The sequence below is a fragment of the Cohnella abietis genome, from assembly GCF_004295585.1.
GTDB lineage: Bacteria > Bacillota > Bacilli > Paenibacillales > Paenibacillaceae > Cohnella > Cohnella abietis.
Window position 1 is genome coordinate 2,778,483 of record NZ_AP019400.1, and the last position, 15,522, is coordinate 2,794,004.

A 15,522-nucleotide genomic window follows, 5' to 3' on the forward strand; every position below is an offset into this window, starting at 1 on the left:
ATGACACTATACGAAAGCTTCCTGAGGAGGACAGGTTATGCCTAACATTGTGCAAAGCGTTCCTTATGGCTACGAGCCGCCAGTAGATCGTGAAAAAGGGACATTGGTATTTTATGACACGTTTGAAGAAACGACTGATTCGGAGTTAGATCTTGCAGTGAAATGTGCGGTCGCACGTTCATTTACGAAGCTGGTGCTGTATCCCATACATGAGGAAACTATGCGGAGAATGTCTAAGAAGGCGGCGGTAAGCCCTTATTATAAAAGGGAGAAGCGGTTATACGAATGGCTGCTAGAACGAGGGAATAAGATAACAACGATAGATGGCTGGGAAGGAAAGAGAAAGAAATATACGCCGATTGATTCTGCTCTTAGACATTTGACAGAAACACTGGCCGCCCCTCATTTTATATTTGTTACACCAGAAACGGCTAATTTGTTTGCTTCTTTTGCATCGTTTGAAGAGTGGATTGTGAAAATTCGACTTATTTTGATAGCTGAGCCTCATATTATTCATCCAAAGTTAGAGCAATACCGTCATCGTTGGGATATCGTAAATTATTGAGTTATTCAGAATGTATAAGTTTCACCATATCCATTTCTGAATAACCTTCGACATAAACATTCTTCCGCTAACCAAAAGACAGCGAAGCCGTTTATGCTAGAAATAATGGGTTACAAATATAGTGAATGATGTAATTGACAGAGAGAACCGGGATGACTATAATTATTCTGTGCATTGAGAATTATTATCATTTATAAGCTATGTTTATTATTTCATGTAAGTTCAAGGAGGAAGTTAGCATGAGAAGCACGAGCCCGTGGAATGCTAATTCGCTTTTCACAGCGGTTTGTGCATTTGCTTTGAGCCTAGCACTTTTCTTTTCAACGTACTCAACTGTTTTGGCAGCAGATGGTCTTACTGCAGAGCAGTCGACTAATGAAATCTCAATAGCCATCAAGCAAGCTGATGAGATGGGTGCTTATATTGAGTCAGGGAATTTGGAGCAAGGATCTGAAGTATTTGCATTGATTAAAAAATGGTGGACGGTTAACAAGAAAACTGTCAAACAAAACTCGTTGGATATGGCACTGGAGATTGACCGTCAGGTTGCAAGCATCTCACTAGCCTTTCTGAATAAAGATGCCCAAAAGGCATTGGAAGAAACAGGTGCTCTTAAGTTCTCGCTACGCAATTATTCGGACGGTGCCTATTTGGATAATGACGGAAAGCAGCAGATGACCTTAAGCGCATATGTCATGAAGCTACGTCAGGCAGGAGACCTCATGAAGCGGCAAGAATGGTCGGAAGCGCTAAGCGAAGTGAAATTGCTCCAGCGTCAATGGCTATCTGTCGAAGGGGACATCGTGAGCCAATCTCAAACGGTATACAATAACACCGAACGGGATCTGGTGTTGTTGGATGCCTACTTATCTAACAGTGGCAAGCAAACGCAAGCTGAGTCTATCGTGGATAGGATGGTTGTCTCTCTAACACCGCTTATTGATGCGCAGTACTCCTGGTGGGATGCAGCTTTAATTCCACTGCGGGAAGGATTAGAGGCATTGCTTGTCGTTGGGACATTACTGATGTACACCAAGAAATCCAATTCAAAGCCGGCTAGACGGTGGGTAATTGGCGGTTCGGTAGCAGGCGGCTTAATTTGTATCGGAGTGGGCTTTGTTGTAGCCTTCGTGTTGTCGTCGGGAGCATTTGGGCGCAACAATTCGCTTATTAACGGTTGGACGGGTGTACTAGCCAGTATTCTGCTTCTATATGTGAGCTATTGGCTGCATCGCAATTCTGATGTTAAACGCTGGAATCATTTTTTAGAATCGAAGAGTACGAAGGCTCTAACTAGCGGTAGAATGATTTCACTCGGCCTGCTTGCGTTCTTCGCCATTGTACGCGAAGGACTGGAGACAGTCATTTTTCTCGTGGGTATGGTTGGAAAAATGTCAGGAGCAGAGCTAGCTGGAGGAATCGCCGCAGGGTTCGGTATTCTAGCATTGTGTGCAGTAGTCATGATCAAAGCCGGAACAAAGCTGCCTGTCCGCCCGGTGTTCCTTGTCTCAAGCATCATTGTGTTTTATTTGTGCTTTAAGTTCATGGGTTCAGGTATTCATGGTTTACAGATGGCAGGTGCATTACCTTCAACAGTACATGACTACTTGCCGGAGAGCTTGTCGATTAGCTTGTATCCTTCGTGGTACAGCACTCTCCCACAGCTACTGTTTTTATTGGTGGGAGTTACAGTCGTTATTTTACAGGGAACAACCGGCAAGCGTAAAAGCAAGAAAATAAGCACTACAGTTTCAAAAGTTAACTAACAGGGGGACTAGATTAGAATGAACAAATTCAATAAATTAGCATGTCTATTACTTGCGGCAACATTGGTGCTAAGCGCCTGCGGGAAAAATAATAACAGTGCACCAGCAGCAACCGAAACAAGTGCTCAGCAAAGCGGTGAAGCACCATCTACTGAGAAAAGTGCTATTCAGCAAGGAACAATTAAGCTTCAGGAAGAAACAACTAAACTACAGGCAGCCATCGATAAGAAGGACACGGATGAGGTTAAGCGTCTAGGTAAATCTATTAACGAAGCTTGGATATCTTTCGAGAGTTCTGTTCGCCAAATATTCCCACTCGAATATACAGAAGTAGAGAAATACGAGCTTCCAATCTATTCGGCATCAGCTTACGATAAAATAGATTTCGATGCTCTTAAAATAACGGCTGGCAAGCTTCAGGAAGCTTTAACAACACTACTTAATGCTAAGGAAACAACGGGAAGCACTTCGGAGCTTTTAACTAAGGCAGTCGCCAATTATAAAGTGTTCGTTCAAGAACAAGCTGACAATCTGGTCAGTCAGACGAAAGTGTTCGCTGAAGCTGTCAAAGCGGGCAATGCCGAGCAGGCGAAGCTTGAATATCCAAAAGCCCGTGTGTTCTTCGAGAGAATTGAGCCGATTGCCGAAAGCTTTGGTGATCTTGACCCGAGAATTGATGCACGTCTTGCCGATGCTGAGGATGAAGCAGCTTGGGGCGGATTCCATCGCATTGAAAAAGCACTTTGGTTAGACAATTCGCTAGAGGGCATGGATAAATACGCAGATCAGCTGGTTAAAGACACTGAGGAGCTCGCGGAAAAGATCAAAACGCTAGAATTAGAGCCAAAGGCAATGGTAGCTGGCGCGATGGAGCTGCTTAATGAAGCGGCGATTTCCAAAATCACAGGTGAAGAGGAAATCTATTCTCACACGGATCTGGTAGATTTTGATGCTAATGTTTATGGTTCCAAAACGGTATACTTAGCTATTATTCCTGCCTTAAATGAGAAAAATCCAGATTTGGCTAATCAGTTAGATAAGCAATTCCTGTTGCTTGAGCAGACGCTGCTAGGCCATCAAACTAATGGAATATATGTAACCTACGATAAGCTGACGACGGAGCAAATTCGACTAATTAGCGATCAAATTAGCCAACTTTCCAACTTGATGTCCCAAACGGCAAGCATTCTCTAGGGCGCGATTGAAGGAGAGATTATATGGATTCGAAGAAACAGCGAGAGGGTATGACACGGCGTGATTTTCTGAAAATGACGGCTGTGGCTGGTGTCGGTCTAGCTATTGGTGGGGCTGGAGTATCGGCGATTGAGCGGGCTGTTCGTCCTGCGAGCACTTCGGCTGCAGAAAGTAACCCTTCCGAGGATACAATTCCGATGTACGGTGAACATCAGGCGGGCATTATTACTCCTCAGCAGACGTATATGTATTTGGCGAGCTTTCGTATTACGACAGAAGACAAGGCAGCTGTTATTCGATTGTTCCGTGACTGGACGAGATTTAGTGATTTGAGTACTTCAGGCGGTACGATGAAAACAGGTGATAATCCATTACTGCCACCAAGTGATACAGGAGAAACGCTAGATTTGCCAGCATCGAAGCTAACTGTAACCTTTGGTTTTGGACCTACGTTTTTCAGTGTGGAGGGTAAGAACCGGTTTGGTATATCAGCGAAAAGCCCTCGCTACTTAAAGGATATTCCACGGATGCCGAAGGACAATCTGGATCACCTTCAATCTGGTGGTGATGTCATTGTTCAAGTGTGCGCGGAGGATCAGCAGGTCGCTTTCCATGCGGTTCGGAATTTTATTAGGCTCTCAACTGGATATGCTACACTTAAGTGGATTCAAGAGGGCTTCATAAGTGGCAGCGGGGGTAAAACTCCTCGTAATCTCTTCGGCTTCAAGGATGGGACAGCTAATAATCTTCATCAGACACCAGCTGGCTACAATGATGTCGTCTGGGCAGGAGAAGATGAGCCTGCTTGGATGAAGGGCGGCACTTACTTGGCTTATCGCAAGGTGCGAATGTTGCTCGAGGTGTGGGACAGATCATCGTTAACCGATCAGGAGGACACCTTCGGTCGTCACAAGGAGTCGGGTGCCGCCTATGGCACCAAAGACGAATTCGACACGGTTGATCCAGCACAAATGCCAGTAAGTGCACATGTACGTCTGGCTAAGCAATCGAAGCAGCTTATTCATCGCCGGGGCTACTCCTACACCGATGGTGTTGATCTTCGCACCGGCAATGTGAATGCGGGGCTCTTATTCATTAGCTATCAGAAGAATCCGGATGAACAGCTTATACCAATGCTAAAGCTGATGCAGAGCCAAGATAAGCTCAATGAGTATACCTCGCATGTAGCAAGCGCTCTGTTTGCTTGCCCAGGCGGGCTTCGTGAAGGCCAATATATTGGTCAGAGTATTTTGGAATCTTAATTATTTGTTTTCTTAGGCAAAAGGCTGGGCAGATGCTTTCTCTGCTCAGCCTTTTTACTTTGTCCTAAACCTCATCCGACCTCTCGACACAACATGTATCGCCGTACTAAGGGAGTCAAGATCGGTTTGCGTGGTCCTCCGATTTAAACTTCCTGAGTGAACTACACATATGGGTTGGCAGACAGAATCGATTAACGAGATCCTCCAAATTAAACTTCCTGAATGAACTACACATATGGGTTGGCAGACAGGTATGTGTAGTTTACTCAGGAAGTCCGGGGAGGAGAGGGGCTCGTGAAAATTTGGGCAGGTAAAAAAGGTGAAATGAGTAAACTAGATCAAATTCTTTACCCCGCATACCTCTGCCTACTGCAACTCGCTGTCTGTCTAGCGCGCCCCGAACTGCATTATCGCATACAAGAAAGGGCTGTGTGTTCTGGCTAACGAACTGTATCGTACTTATTATCGATAAGATGGCTACATATTTATTTTAAACTCCAGTGGTGTTATTGAGTCATTTAGAGGAGGAAAGGAGCTACTCTGCTGGATATAAGATGTTTGGAATGTTTAAAATATAAAACCATCATATTTTGAGCAAATAAGTGTTATTGGGTTCGTAAGCCGCATGTTCCGTGTATGGAACGGATAAACTCCGATGTGCCAACATGCGATTTTGTTCACGATATTCGTTAGCTGAAATTGCGTTCTTAGCCTCATTGAGTTCGCTATCCGAACTTAGTAAGGCTTACTCGCGATTTAAGGTGAATACCGATAGCTCTGGCGCACTGCCTATGCGAATTCGTATTCGTGTCGTTCCGATCCCTCGATTGACGAACAGTAAGTACGGACGGAGTCCTCGGCTTTTACTTTGAATGGAGTACATTCCTCTAACATACCTTCTACCTAAGGATGTTCGTATTAACGCTCCTAGAATAGGTAGATGGACCTGACCGCCATGACTATGTCCAGATAACTGCAGATCAACAGGATATTGGGCTAGACTGTCAGCGACGTCTGGTTCATGAGTGAGTAGTAAATTAAAGCCTTCCTGCTTTAATGCAGAGAGCGTTTTTCTCGCTGCAGGCTGACCTAGTACATAGTCGTCTAAGCCTGCTATTGTAATGAATTCTCCGGCAGGCAATCTAACCTTCAGTAGATCATTGATTATAACCTTAAATCCGGCTTGATTAAGAAAGGACCCTGATGTACGAATTTTCCTTGTATAGCCAAAATCATGGTTACCGTAGACAGCGAATTTGCCGAGGGGTGCGTGGATTCGAGCAAGGATAGATGTTGGATCGTTGTCCGTAGCATTCGTTTTACCCCGTGAATCGAAGAGGTCACCAGTGAAGACGACAATATCGGGCTGTAACGAATTAATAGCGGTAATCAATTCATCAAGCTGCTGGAGTGAGTAATGAGGACCGATGTGAGTGTCGCTAAATTGCACGATAGTTATGCCATGAAAGCCTTCAGGGATTAAGGGAGATGAGATCGTATGTCTAGAAATCGTAAGTCTCCTAGGCTCAATAAATACTCCATAAGTACATATTAATATACTTATGATAACGAATCCGAAGATCAGATATATGAGCATGAACGATCATCCTTTCTATTCCTATATTAAGGTAACATGTGGAGAAAAGGAATGAAAGAAAGTCGGTGTGATATTAGTCATAGTAGTCATGACAGTATACATGGTTAAATGGGAGGACATTTAGGCAACGGAGGAGAGCCAGCATGAATTCCCAATTTGGAATTGTTAAGAAGATGGTCATCGGCATTACGTTAGCCTCGTCGGTAACTTATGGGACAAGCGCGTTTTTTCTATTGGTTCTGAAGGATCAATTTACTTTCTTACCTGGTTGGCTGTTCGTTCTTCTTACGCTTCTGTTCGGAGTATTCTGGACTGGGTTATTCGGTTTTTTCGCAGCGAGGTGGCTGTTACGTCCTCTTCTGGGCCTAACGCTAGCCGCTCAGGAGGCAGCCAAAGGAAATCTTGGTGTGAAAGTCGTTACTCAACCTTCCAATGATGAGATGCAGGCACTTGGAGAAGCCTTTACATTCATGCTGGATCAATTGCGAACAATTATTGCTGGAATTAAGGATAACACTCGGCAGACTGACTCACACGTTAAGGAACTGCAGGATGCGATTGGACAGGCGACAGGGCAAATTGAGCAAATGACAGATGAGTCAGAAGCGATTACGTCTGGCACGCAAACACAAGCAGATTCTGCAGAACTAATGCACCATAAGGCAGAGGCTTTATCTGTAGCCGCCGATAGGATGAGTGAGGAAGCTGCCAACGCACGGGATAGAGCATGGCAAATGAATCGATCAGCGAAGCAAAGTGAAGAGGTATTCCACTCCCTCATTGCTGGAATGCATCAATTGTCTGAGCTTAATCGTGAAGCAATGGATGTTGTAGCGCAGCTTAGTAGCTATGCCAATGAAATAGGCACGATATCTAATGTTGTCGGAGACATTGCGGACCAGACTCATTTGCTAGCATTGAATGCTTCCATCGAGGCGGCAAGGGCGGGAGAAGAGGGACGAGGATTCGATGTAGTGGCACAAGCCGTCAAGTCTCTTGCGGACGAAAGCGCGGGCTCAGTCAAGACAATACGAGGACTTATTAGACAAATTCAAGGTGAAGTGACAAGGGCAGTCGGACATATTCGCACACAGTATGAGGTTTCGGAGCGGGAAGCTAAGATGGGCGAACAATTTGCCACAGCTTTCCATGATGTGAACATGGAAGCCGAGCAGGTCGTTACTATCGTCGAAGCTGTAGCAAGCGGCTTAACGCTGCAAGCCAGGCAAGCTACTGAACAATTAAATGAAGCACGCCGAATTGCCCAAGTCGCGGAGCAAATTCGACTCGGGGCCCAGCAGGTGTTCTCGGCTTCTGAAGAACAGACAGCAGTTATGCAGGAAATATCAGCTTCGACAGACAATCTAAGAGCGAAATCATCCGAGCTTCGTAGTAAAGCTGATTATTTCCGGTCATAATAGTTATGGCATTCAGCTGCATGTATTACGTTACATAGATTAGCTATTCCCAAGGTTGAAGGGCCGAGGGGATAGCTTTTTTTTGCAAAACCTTGACAAATCCGATATATACAATCATAATGATAATATCAAATCGACATTATATATAAAAATTAATGATACAAGGAGCGTGCCCAGATGAAGGCTATTATTGTCATTGACTACACGGTGGACTTTGTAGTGGGAAATCTACCGGTCGGACAGCCCGGAATAGATATTGAACAACGAATTGTACAGCTAACAAAGCAGTTCGCTGAGCAAAAGGACTTCATTGTTATGGCCGTTGATTTACATGAGGAGGAAGATGTATTTCATCCCGAAACGAAGCTTTTTCCGCCGCACAATATTCGAGGAACAGCTGGAAGAGACCTTTATGGACAGTTAGGAAGCTGGTACTCTGACAACAAGCAATTGGTTTATTGGATGGATAAAACGAGATATAGTGCATTTTGTGGAACTGATCTAGAGTTACAGCTCCGCACAAGGGGGATTGAAGAGATTCATCTTGTGGGAGTATGTACGGATATCTGTGTTTTGCATACTGCCGTAGATGCTTACAATAAGGGCTTCCGAATTGTTATTCACCAGGATGCAGTAGCTAGCTTTAATCAGCCTGGGCACGACTGGGCTATCGGTCATTTCGAACAAACGCTTGGCGCAACGGTCGTAAGCAAGTAATAGCTAGTCATTATTTTACAAACTCATACTGCAATGGAGAGTGACCCCCATGAACGAAACTAACTTAACACTTCATACCGACAAATATCAAATAAATATGATGTATGCCCACTGGAAGCAAGGCTCGATGAACGAGAAGGTTGTGTTCGAGGCCTATTTCCGCAAGCTCCCCTTTGGAAATGGTTATGCCGTCTTCGCGGGATTGGAGCGGATGGTTAAATACATCAGCAGTTTAGCCTTTGGTGACGATGAAATTGCATTTTTGCGCACACAGGAAGAGCAATATGAAGAGGAATTCTTTGAGGAGCTAAGAAGGTTTCGTTTCACAGGAAATCTATTTGCTATGCAAGAGGGCACGCTTGTCTTTCCTAATGAGCCACTTTTTCGGATAGAAGCAAGAGTGTTCGAGGCACAGCTAATTGAGACAGCCATGCTCAATTTTATGAACTATCAAACGTTGATTGCGACGAAGGCGTCAAGAATACAGCGGGTAGCTAAGGGTGATAAGCTGCTTGAATTCGGAACGAGACGGGCGCAGGAAGCGGATGCAGCGGTTTGGGGAGCAAGGGCTACCTATATAGCCGGGTTTCATGCTACATCTAATATGCGTGCAGGAATGATGTTTGGAATCCCGACCTCTGGTACTCATGCTCATGCTTGGATTCAAGGACATGATTCTGAGGTGGAGGCTTTTCGTAAATATGCGGAAGTGATGCCTGATCATGTTACTCTGCTAGTTGATACGTATGATACGTTGAAAAGTGGTGTTCCGAACGCGATCATAATCGCCAAGGAGCTGGAACAGCGCGGTAAGAAATTAAAGGGCATTCGCTTAGATAGCGGAGATCTAGCTTATTTATCAAAGCGGGCAAGAGCTATGCTGGATGAGGCACAGCTACCTTATGTGAAAATTGTTGCATCGAATGATCTGGACGAGAACATTATTTCTGAGCTTAAAGCCCAAGGAGCCAAAATCGATATTTGGGGCGTAGGAACTCAGTTAATTACTGCTTTCGATCAGCCTTCGTTAGGCGGAGTCTACAAGCTAGTCGCTCGTGAGAAGGAAGAAGGATATGTACCTGTAATTAAGATTTCGGGTAATCCTGAGAAAATATCAAATCCAGGTATTAAAGAAGTGTTCCGGATCATCAACAAGCAAACGGGGATGGCGGAAGCAGACTACATGAGCTTGCCTGATGAATCGGACTTCCCGAACGGCGAGGCTATCAAGCTAGTTGACCCTCTTCATCCTCATATGGTTAAAAAGATTGAAAGCTATGAGGCCATACCTCTACTACAGCCGATATTCAAAAATGGAAAGCTTGAATATCGTTTGCCAAGCTTAGAGGAAATACGCAGCTATCATCAGAAGCAAATGGCGTTATTCTGGCCCGAATATTTGCGAAAGCTTAATCCGGAGATGTACCGAATCAACTTTAGTCCGGCAATTTTGGAGCTGAGAATGAAATTATTGAAACAATATCAGCATTAGTAACGTACTATCAACTAGGCTTGTTCAGTAATGACATAAATAACACAAACCACGAGACTTGGTGAAAGCAGGATGACCCCCGTGAGCAAAATTAAAATAGTAACAGATTCAACAGTGGATTTGTCTGATGAGAGTATAAAGGAATTCGGTATCGAGGTTGTTCCTTTGACCATCTGTATCGACAATAAAACATATATAGACCGTGTTGATATTACACCTGTTGAGTTTATAGAGAAAATGAAGCAATCCAAGGAGCTCCCTAAGAGCTCGCAGCCATCAACTGGCGCATTTCTAGAGGTTTATGATCGACTGGGCAACGAGGGCTACGAGGTACTCTCCATCCATATGACTGGAGGAATGAGTGGTACTGTCCGCTCAGCCTCTATAGCTGCAGAGATGTCAGAAACGAATGTCAGAGTTGTAGATTCCCGTTATATTTCCAAGGCGTTATCCTTTCAGGTACTAGAAGCGGCGACCATGGCGAGGGAAGGCAGGAGCATGGTAGACATTGTGGCCCGACTTGAGGAAATTCGGCTGCAAACCCAGCTTTACGTCGTAGTGGATACGCTAGATAATCTGGTCAAGGGCGGCAGGATTGGCAAAGGGAGAGCGTGGATAGGCTCCTTGCTTAAGATCAAAATCATCGCGTCGCTTGCGGGTGGGGAGTATACTCCTGTTGCCAAGGTAAGAAGCCGTGCACATATCATTACGTACCTTGCGAAGCAATTCACAGAGGATGTGAAGGGGAAAACGATCAAGGGCGTCGGGATCGTTCATGCAGAAGGCTTTGAACTGGCGACTAAGCTGAAGGAAGCTATTATAGAATTGACGGGCTACGATAAAATCAATATTGAGGACACGACACCTGTTATTAGTACACACACTGGTGTAGGTGCTATCAGCTTTATGTATTATCTTGAGTAGTTGGCAGGTACTATAAGAAGTTAGTACTATTCCCTATGTCTTATTCCCTATATGATTGCTTTAACGAAACAACAAAGCCATTCATTAGGAGGATAATATCATGGAAAATAATACTACAAACGTAAATCATACTGCTAACGTAAATCATACACCTAGACGTGCAAACTTTTATCGCCGCCGGAATACACCAACTTATACTTTTATGGCTTGGGGTGCATTTATTCTTGCTTTCGGATTTGAGTTTGGTGGAATCTATTCCTTGAAACAACCGCTTTCTGTCAGAGGTTATTACGCAGCAGTCGCTATTCTACTCATTATTACTTCCTTCGTTCTTCAGAAGGTCATAAGAGATAACGACGAGGACAATTATCTTAGAGAGCAGAACTATCAGCACCGCAAGCGGAATACGTCGGCATTCACATTTTTATCTTGGATCGGCTTCATTCTTGCCATTCTGTTCGAATTCATAGGACTAACAACATTGGAAGAGCCGTTCTACGTTGTAGGCTACTACGCAATTGCAGCTGCATTCCTAATTGTCACTAGCCTAGTGCTTCAGAAGACAGTTCGTGATAATGAGGAAGATAAAATAAACAACGACAATTACGAAGCATAATGTGGTAAAATAATACAGAATAAATCCTCTCCCTAAGCATTCGTTGAATGTCAGTGAGAGGATTTTTTATTAGTGAGTTTAACGATTCCCCATGAATTGATTTGAAAGGGAGATAAACCATTGAAAAATGTAACAGTACTACATTACGATGCCTTTTCAGATCAACCCAATAAAGGGAATCCTGCGGGAGTCGTATTGGATGCTTCACAGTTGAGCGAGAAGGATATGCAATCCATTGCTTACGAGGTCGGCTTCAATGAAACAGTGTTTGTAGTGGACTCACAAGTAGCTGATTTGAGATTAAGATATTTTACCCCGGGACATGAGATAAACCTATGTGGGCATGCAACTATGGCATAGATGAAGACAAACCTATCGTTTATGGAAGCACGGGAGCATGGACATTATTAATCCCAATTAAAAATATAGAAAGCTTTAGTAAAATGAAGCCAATAAACGCAATGTTCCCAGAGATTTTAACTGAGCTGCCTAAATCATCAATCCACCCGTTTTGCTTGCAAGCCTATGATTTGAAATCATTTATGCACGCTAGACATTTCTCTTCCCCCTTCTCCGGAACAATCGAAGATCCAGTTACAGGGACTGCATCAGGGGTTATGGGGTCTTATTTCTTAAAATTTCTTAATCCAAGCTTAGACTCAATTGTGTTTGATGTGGAACAGGGACAGGAAGTAGGGAAAGAGGGCAGAGTGCACGTCGAAGTAAACCGAGCAGAGTCCGATCTGTTGGAAGTGTTTATTTCTGGAACAGCAGTTTATGTAAAAGATTTACACATTGAGTATGTGTAATTGGTGGCTTCTAAAAGCCGCATTCGAAATGGCTACCTGCTGAGGTGAGCCATTTTTGTATATTTTAGTGCTCTTAAGCCAGTCTAACGGAGTAGCTCATAACGAGCGCTGTTGAGAGGGTAAGGAGAGGATAGGTATACAACAGAATAATGTCACTTCAAATAGCAGTAAGCTGGATAAACAGACTGTGCTGCTGCTGGTAGTTAATGGCCTTTTTATTACTGCGAATGCTTTGTCGGGAACCTTTTTAGGTGTGTATTTGTGGAAAGAAAGCAGCGATTTTGTTTTGCTTGGCTGGTTTACATTGCTTACACATGTCTTCATGGCACTGACATTCTGGATAGCGGGAAACGGTGTCAAAGAAGGCAACAAAATGATTATTCTGAGAGCTGGCATAGGCGTATCCGCCGCGTTCTATGGTCTAGTGCTTCTGCTTGGCAAGAGCGCAATCCAATATTTTTGGCTGCTAGGTGTCGTTCAGGGGATTGCATTCGGGCTGTTTTGGTTGACCTTTAACGTCATTTATTTCGAAGCAACGAATGCAGCTAACCGCGATCGCTTTAATGGATGGGCAGGAGTTATCGGCTCAATTGTTGGCATGATTGCTCCTTGGTGTTCGGGATTTTTGATTTCACGGATGGCGGGCGAGAGTGGATATCGGGTCGTATTTATGATTTCATTTGGGTTATTTTTAGCGGGGATTGGGGTTAGCTTTCTCTTGCACAAAAGAACGACAGAAGGGAGCTACGATTGGCTGCTAACGCTTCGAGCTTTAAGGAAGCCGCATGCGTCATGGAGGCCGATAGTAGTAGCGCTTGCTGCACAAGGGCTTCGAGAAAGTATTTTTGGCATCATAATCGGGGTTCTAGTGTACATTCAGACCGGCAGCGAATTGCAGCTAGGCAATTTCGCATTGATTACCTCAGCAGTCGGTTTTGTCAGCTTCTATGTGGTGGGAAAATGGCTAAAGCCAGCTTGGCGTGGGTGGGGTATGCTCATTGGCTCGATCCTTATTACGATAGTTATTGTCCCGTTTTTCTTCGGCATTAGCTATACAACCTTGTTAATTTTTGGAATAGGCGTTGCACTTTTCCTTCCCCTTTACACTATACCCATGACCTCTGCAGTATTCGATATTATCGGAAAAAATGAAGAAAGCGCGCGGCAAAGGGTTGAATATATTGTCATGAGAGAGCTTGCTCTTAATGCAGGCCGAATTGTGGGCATGGTTATTTTTATCGTTACGCTCTATATCAGCAGTGCACCAACAGTCATTAATTGGATGCTGCTTATTACAGGTAGCTCACCTCTTCTAAGCTGGTTGTTCATGCGTAATAATCTTAAGAATGCTTAAGAACTATCGATACATAATTTTCCTCATATCAGCTCACACTGAAACTAAATAAATTCGTAGGAATGAGCTGATATTGATGTGTAATCGATTTTCACTAACAGCGGACCTGTCTGATTTGACAGAGGATTTCCGCATAGATAAGGTACAAACTCCCTACTCGAGGCGTTATAATATTTCGCCAACGCAGCAAATTCCGATTGTTCAGCAGATAGGGGGAGAGCGCTGCTTAAGTGAGCAACGGTGGGGCTTGATGCCTTATTGGGGGAAAAACTCGATCAACGCAAACTTGGATACGCTCAGTGACAGGACCTATTTGCGTAATATGCTGACTAAGAAAAGATGCATTATTCCATGTAGTGGCTTTTATGTTATGAAGCAGGAAGGAAAAAGCAAAAGCGCTTGGAGAGTCGTTCATAAGAACAAATCTACCTTTGCAATGCCTGGCATTTATGATGTGTGGCTTGATTCTGAAAAGAACGAATTTCCGATGTGTACTGTCATTACCCAAGATTCTTCTTTTTATAGGGATTATTCTTTACCGGTAATTTTAGATGAAGAGGCGATTGAGACGTGGCTTAATCCTAGCGAAACAAGATCTGAGGTGCTACATACCCTTCTTCGCGCACTTCCAGACGCAGACTTGAGGAGCTACTCTGTCAGTCCTTTTATCGAAAATAGGATGCTTGAGACACCGGATTGTATTGAAGAAATCCACCCATCGCTGTCTCTAATTAAAATTTAGCTTTTGACGTAGCAGGATGTGCGAAAAAAGGGGTTCACGGGGTAATGCCTGTGAGCCCCTTTTGCGTATGGATTCAAAGTTAATTATCGATTATCAATAGCTTGAGTTCAGGAGTGATTTTCTCGAAAGAGTAGGGGTCATTCCTTTGTATTTCTTAAACAGCTTTGTAAAATAGTTCGGATTGTCGCAGCCGATTTGTTCTGCAATTTCCGTAACAGACATCGAGCTATCACGCAGCAAGCGCTCCGCTTCATTAATCCGCAGTAAATTAACGAAGTCAATGAAGGTTCTCCCTGTTATTTTCTTAAATATTTTACAGAAGTGAAAGGAGCTCAGATTTACTTTATTCGATGCTTGTTCAACGGATATTTTATGGGACGGGTTCATCTCCAAGTAGCGAATGAGCTGCTTGAACGGCTCAAGCTTGCGGGAAAAAGACTGTTCGGTTGAATGACCAGCGGAACTGCTAGGCTTTATAGATCGGGAGATATGAATGAAGAGAAGCATGAGATGGTTAATAACGGCTAGTCTATAGGCTGGCTTCTTAGATGTGAATTCCTCCATGGCTTGATGCAGCAAGGAAAAAGCTTCAGGGTGAGATGTTGCCGCATCTCCGAGTTTAACCGGAAATGACTGAGTGCCTTCCAAATAGGGCTTTATATAGGTTTGGTAAGTAGAATCTAGAGAGAAATCTTCAAATAACGAGGAGCTAAACACGATGGAAACATACTTAACCGGCTTGTCATCCAAGCTATACCCTACGTGCAGTGCCCCAGAAGGAACGATCAGTACTTCACCTGGAGAGGCTTCATAAGGAATGCTATCAATGAGGAATGATGCACGACCCTCTTGCATGACGATGAATTCGAAATGGGCGTGCCAATGCAAGAACAAAATGTTCTGTTCTTTCTCGACTTGATCTGTGTGGTTGTGGAACATATTGATGGGGAAATTCTTATCTGATAATAGGGTATCTTCCCATAGCTCATCTGAATAGGTCATACTAACCTCCAAATATCATCGAGAACAAGATAAGACTATGTTATCACAGGAATGAGTAGAGAAA

Annotated in this window: 12 protein-coding genes and 3 pseudogenes; 13 read left to right on the forward strand and 2 right to left on the reverse strand. The window is 43.9% G+C overall.

What is annotated here, in order from left to right; all coding sequences use genetic code 11:
* Positions 1 to 37: 37 nt before the first annotated feature.
* The 4 genes from KCTCHS21_RS11650 (at position 38) to efeB (ending at position 4,787) form a co-directional block, all read left to right on the forward strand.
* Positions 38 to 565 (forward strand): hypothetical protein, encoded by a 528-nt coding sequence (locus KCTCHS21_RS11650; protein WP_130607899.1) that lies wholly within the window; start codon positions 38 to 40, stop codon positions 563 to 565.
* 239 nt (positions 566 to 804) lie between these two features.
* Complete coding sequence (locus KCTCHS21_RS11655; RefSeq protein ID WP_130607902.1) at positions 805 to 2,331, forward strand: FTR1 family iron permease; 1,527 nt, start codon at positions 805 to 807, stop codon at positions 2,329 to 2,331.
* A gap of 18 nt (positions 2,332 to 2,349) precedes the next feature.
* Positions 2,350 to 3,525 carry an iron uptake system protein EfeO gene (gene efeO, locus KCTCHS21_RS11660; RefSeq protein ID WP_130607905.1) on the forward strand — a complete coding sequence of 392 codons (1,176 nt, stop codon included), beginning with the start codon at positions 2,350 to 2,352 and terminating at the stop codon, positions 3,523 to 3,525.
* A gap of 23 nt (positions 3,526 to 3,548) precedes the next feature.
* Complete coding sequence (gene efeB / locus KCTCHS21_RS11665) at positions 3,549 to 4,787, forward strand: iron uptake transporter deferrochelatase/peroxidase subunit (RefSeq protein WP_130607908.1); 1,239 nt, start codon at positions 3,549 to 3,551, stop codon at positions 4,785 to 4,787.
* A gap of 745 nt (positions 4,788 to 5,532) precedes the next feature.
* On the opposite strand, the gene KCTCHS21_RS11670 is transcribed toward efeB, so the two are convergent.
* A complete protein-coding gene (locus KCTCHS21_RS11670; RefSeq protein WP_130607911.1) occupies positions 5,533 to 6,384 on the reverse strand; it encodes a metallophosphoesterase in 852 nt (283 codons plus the stop codon).
* Positions 6,385 to 6,527: 143 nt separating this feature from the next.
* On the opposite strand from KCTCHS21_RS11670, the gene KCTCHS21_RS11675 reads away from it, so the two are divergent.
* The 9 genes and pseudogenes from KCTCHS21_RS11675 (at position 6,528) to KCTCHS21_RS11710 (ending at position 14,456) form a co-directional block, all read left to right on the forward strand.
* A complete protein-coding gene (locus KCTCHS21_RS11675; RefSeq protein WP_130607914.1) occupies positions 6,528 to 7,802 on the forward strand; it encodes a methyl-accepting chemotaxis protein in 1,275 nt (424 codons plus the stop codon).
* 177 nt (positions 7,803 to 7,979) lie between these two features.
* Positions 7,980 to 8,519: a cysteine hydrolase family protein gene (locus tag KCTCHS21_RS11680; protein WP_130607917.1), complete on the forward strand. Its 540-nt coding sequence runs from the start codon at positions 7,980 to 7,982 to the stop codon at positions 8,517 to 8,519.
* Between the two features lie 49 nt (positions 8,520 to 8,568).
* A complete protein-coding gene (locus KCTCHS21_RS11685; protein ID WP_130607920.1) occupies positions 8,569 to 10,011 on the forward strand; it encodes a nicotinate phosphoribosyltransferase in 1,443 nt (480 codons plus the stop codon).
* Between the two features lie 81 nt (positions 10,012 to 10,092).
* Positions 10,093 to 10,935 (forward strand): DegV family protein, encoded by an 843-nt coding sequence (locus KCTCHS21_RS11690; RefSeq protein WP_130607924.1) that lies wholly within the window; start codon positions 10,093 to 10,095, stop codon positions 10,933 to 10,935.
* A 202-nt stretch (positions 10,936 to 11,137) separates the two neighbouring features.
* Positions 11,138 to 11,302, forward strand: a pseudogene (locus KCTCHS21_RS31695) (YiaA/YiaB family inner membrane protein); the annotation flags it as partial.
* A gap of 60 nt (positions 11,303 to 11,362) precedes the next feature.
* Positions 11,363 to 11,551 (forward strand): annotated as a pseudogene (locus KCTCHS21_RS11695) (YiaA/YiaB family inner membrane protein); the annotation flags it as partial.
* Positions 11,552 to 11,671: 120 nt separating this feature from the next.
* A pseudogene (locus tag KCTCHS21_RS11700) lies at positions 11,672 to 12,360 on the forward strand (PhzF family phenazine biosynthesis protein).
* Between the two features lie 187 nt (positions 12,361 to 12,547).
* Positions 12,548 to 13,714: an MFS transporter gene (locus KCTCHS21_RS11705; protein ID WP_232058168.1), complete on the forward strand. Its 1,167-nt coding sequence runs from the start codon at positions 12,548 to 12,550 to the stop codon at positions 13,712 to 13,714.
* Positions 13,715 to 13,790: 76 nt separating this feature from the next.
* A complete protein-coding gene (locus KCTCHS21_RS11710; protein ID WP_130607930.1) occupies positions 13,791 to 14,456 on the forward strand; it encodes an SOS response-associated peptidase in 666 nt (221 codons plus the stop codon).
* A gap of 93 nt (positions 14,457 to 14,549) precedes the next feature.
* Here KCTCHS21_RS11710 and KCTCHS21_RS11715 read toward each other — a convergent pair whose 3' ends face one another.
* Positions 14,550 to 15,458, reverse strand: a complete 909-nt coding sequence (locus KCTCHS21_RS11715) for an AraC family transcriptional regulator (protein ID WP_130607933.1) — start codon at positions 15,456 to 15,458, stop codon at positions 14,550 to 14,552.
* Positions 15,459 to 15,522: the final 64 nt, after the last annotated feature.

Coding starts and splice junctions, on each gene's coding strand:
- KCTCHS21_RS11650 (WP_130607899.1), top strand. CDS start 38: ATGCCTAACATTGTGCAAAGCGTTCCTTATGGCTACGAGCCGCCAGTA.
- KCTCHS21_RS11655 (WP_130607902.1), top strand. CDS start 805: ATGAGAAGCACGAGCCCGTGGAATGCTAATTCGCTTTTCACAGCGGTT.
- efeO (WP_130607905.1), top strand. CDS start 2,350: ATGAACAAATTCAATAAATTAGCATGTCTATTACTTGCGGCAACATTG.
- efeB (WP_130607908.1), top strand. CDS start 3,549: ATGGATTCGAAGAAACAGCGAGAGGGTATGACACGGCGTGATTTTCTG.
- KCTCHS21_RS11670 (WP_130607911.1), bottom strand. CDS start 6,384: ATGCTCATATATCTGATCTTCGGATTCGTTATCATAAGTATATTAATA.
- KCTCHS21_RS11675 (WP_130607914.1), top strand. CDS start 6,528: ATGAATTCCCAATTTGGAATTGTTAAGAAGATGGTCATCGGCATTACG.
- KCTCHS21_RS11680 (WP_130607917.1), top strand. CDS start 7,980: ATGAAGGCTATTATTGTCATTGACTACACGGTGGACTTTGTAGTGGGA.
- KCTCHS21_RS11685 (WP_130607920.1), top strand. CDS start 8,569: ATGAACGAAACTAACTTAACACTTCATACCGACAAATATCAAATAAAT.
- KCTCHS21_RS11710 (WP_130607930.1), top strand. CDS start 13,791: ATGTGTAATCGATTTTCACTAACAGCGGACCTGTCTGATTTGACAGAG.
- KCTCHS21_RS11715 (WP_130607933.1), bottom strand. CDS start 15,458: ATGACCTATTCAGATGAGCTATGGGAAGATACCCTATTATCAGATAAG.